We start from the raw sequence: 3,023 nt of genomic DNA on the forward strand, positions 1-3,023 counted from the left end.
ATTAATTATTTCATCAGGCAATTGTTTGGCCCTTATGTCCACAGGCATTCCCGGCTGATTATCTGCGATCAAGCCAAACATCTTATGCCAGAAAGCCGGCATCTCCTCTGTGGTAAGACCTGATTCCGGGTGCATACGGAATTGAATTTTATCAATTTCCGGGAAGACCTTAAGAAACTTTTCAAAAGCCTTTAAAGTATAAGCAGACAAATTTTCGCTATTAAGTCCACTGACCCGTGCTTCAGCTCCTTCCTCTTCCTCGGCCAGGCCCCCGTCTTGAACACCTCCCCGGTATATATGATCCCAGATGCCCACCGTAATTCTTATTCCACGTTTATGGGCCAATTCGATCATTTTGTTGAATGCCTCAATGTTTTTCTTTTGTTGCTCATGGTTTATATTAGCCATTTCAACATCTGGGAAACCTTCAGTATTAAAAAAATAGGGGTAAGGAGGAGCCAGGAACCCCCCATTCTCATACCCGAAAATAATGGTAAAACTGTTGATCCGGCTCCGGGCCAATTGATCAAAATAGCGTTTCCAGTATTTTTCATTGTAAAGCCGCTTTTCAAACCAGGCTCTTTGCATGGTATAAGTAGAAATTCCTCTTTCTGCCAAATCCGCTTGTTTCCGAATATTACTGACCAGGGCTAGGACATCTTCAGTGATATCCTGTAATCCAATGCGCCTTCCTATATCCAACAATGCATACATTAAACCATTGGCATCTGCGCCACAAAGCACCACTATGGGACTTCCCTGTCTTGTGCTTTTTTTTATGACAAAACCCTCTTTCCCTTTCGGTAACTCCTCTTTCATGGAATTAAGCTGGCTCACAGCCTTATTATTGCCGGAAGCTAAACCTGCAACCAAAAACAAATCACCTTCTGCTCCTTCCAGGGATTTGTTGATTTCAACATCATATTGTTTTGAAATAAGCTGCTCTTTCAGTTTCTCAATACCATGAAGAACAGGAGAGGCCGCCTCTGTTGTATCAGACACTATTACAGCTTTTGGATTGGGAGCACTGCATGAGAGAAGCAATGAGAGTATACTTAACATTAGTATACCACCATAAAGAATCCATCTTTCGTAAGTAAAGATTATAGACCTACCGGGCTTATTAATCTGATAAAAACCACTTTTCATTTTCTTGAATTAATTGATAAACTCTTTTATATCTAATATAATTAGAGAGCTTTTTAACTTACTCTGGGTTTTTAATCCGATAAAGACGAACATGCGCATCTTCTCCAGCGATTGCTACAAGGTCTCCATGGATGTCTATATACTCGATGCTGGCGGCATCAGCTTGAACCTCAGGGTTGCCAACCATTTGCCAGTCGCTCGTACGGTAAACGCGCAGGCGCCCTTCACTATCATCACGACCGCCAGCCATTAGGTAACGCCCGTCGGAACTCCAGGCAACAGCCTCAATGTAAACCAGGGAAGAAAATTGTTTGACTAACGACATATCCCGGACCCGCCAGACAGTTATCTCTCCACCCCCATAGCCGGCACAAACAAGGCGTTCGTCCGGCGAGAAACGTACAGACTTAATGGAAGATGTATTTTGAATAAAACCGTCTCCGGTTTGCTTCCAATCTCGCGTATTATTCAGCTGTACATGACCGTAGTTGCCTCCTAACACCATCAGGTCAGCATTGGTAGCAAAATCAATTGAATTGATAACCGGACCATGGGTTCCCTTTATTTTGCCGTAAGGAACCTGTTTGATCAATTCCCAGGTTTTTGCATTGTAAACCCGGGCAGAGCGATGTGAACCATGAGCAAAAAAACGCCCATCAGGGGATATCATAAGTCCGTCTATCTCTTCTTCTTCTTTAATGTGGCGGACCAATGAGCCATCCGAAAGGTCAAAGATTTTGGCACCATTAAGGTTGCCCCCTAATACCAAAAAGCGACCATCAGGAGTGAATGCAGCACATTCGACTTCCATTGACTTGGTGAGTCCGCCGGAAATGCCGGAAATCTGGGATTCGGAAATACTGCTGATTTCCTCATCAGTAATGTATGTAAAAGTTTGTTCTATAGTACCATCGGCTGCATTGAGGACAAAAGCTTTTCCCAGTCCATTGGCGGTCACCAATAACTTGCCATCGGCGGAGAACTCAACAAACTCAGCTGTAATACCATCTTCCACATCACCGATAGCTTCACCAGGTTCCCAACGAGAGTCCGTCTGGGTACTCCATATAGGTTCCAGGGAAAAGGAAGCGCCACCACCGGCTGTTGCTCTGCTTTGGCCATCCTGGGCATAAGCAAAAGATACAGTTAAACAAATGAGTACTGTAAAAACCAGAATATTATTAATTACTTTCATATTGATCTTCTTATAATTGTTCTTAAAATCACAGGCTTTATTTAAACATAAACCTCTAAGTTAAAATTATGAAAAGGGATTTAGCCCGAATAATTCAAGAATTATTCCTGTCTCCGACAGCTACTAAGGTTCACTAAAATTTTTTTCAAAAATTTAATTTCACCTAAGTCGGGGTTAACAAGGGTTTAAAACAAAAAAACCAAATATCTTACTTTCAATTTTCTCTGGAAAGATACAAAAAAATACATCACAAACAAATTTTTATACCAATCTCCTGCAATTTACAAAATTAGATAAAATCAATAGAAGTACCCAATGATGAAGGTTTATGGGAGTAACCTGCAAACCAATGAAAAAAGATTGTTTGTAGCCTTAAGAATGCCGCTGAGCATACAAATGATAAAAATTATCTTGAGGGGGAAATTTTTTTGTTTTTCTTTATCATGGTAAAGGTGAATGCTCAGCAGCATCTACCTGTCCCGAAACAAGAAAGGATCTCGGAGATAAGCGATATGCTTCTCGATGAACCCCAAGGCCTGGGGGTGCCAATCCAAAACCGTGAGGTATGGGATCAAATGGCCAATTCTGAAAAAGCAGAAGGCATCATTTCACGGGCGGAAAAGTATAAGGACAAACCTACTCCGCAGATAGACAAAAAGTTATTGAAGTCTTCTTCCCT

The 3,023-nt window shown here is 41.7% G+C and carries 3 protein-coding genes; 1 reads left to right on the forward strand and 2 read right to left on the reverse strand.

Going from position 1 to position 3,023, the window contains the following annotated elements; genetic code table 11:
* A partial coding sequence (locus KGY70_20025; protein MBS3777494.1) for a hypothetical protein occupies positions 1–1,002 on the reverse strand: 1,002 nt, incomplete at its 3' end.
* 205 nt (positions 1,003–1,207) lie between these two features.
* Complete coding sequence (locus KGY70_20030; GenBank protein ID MBS3777495.1) at positions 1,208–2,344, reverse strand: hypothetical protein; 1,137 nt, start codon at positions 2,342–2,344, stop codon at positions 1,208–1,210.
* Between the two features lie 428 nt (positions 2,345–2,772).
* Between KGY70_20030 and KGY70_20035 the strand changes: the two genes are divergently transcribed.
* Positions 2,773–3,023 (forward strand): hypothetical protein (locus KGY70_20035; protein ID MBS3777496.1); only part of this gene is annotated, 251 nt, incomplete at its 3' end.

The organism is Bacteroidales bacterium, from assembly GCA_018334875.1.
Taxonomy (GTDB): Bacteria; Bacteroidota; Bacteroidia; order Bacteroidales; family UBA12077; genus JAGXLC01.

Coding starts and splice junctions, on each gene's coding strand:
- KGY70_20030 (MBS3777495.1), bottom strand. CDS start 2,344: ATGAAAGTAATTAATAATATTCTGGTTTTTACAGTACTCATTTGTTTA.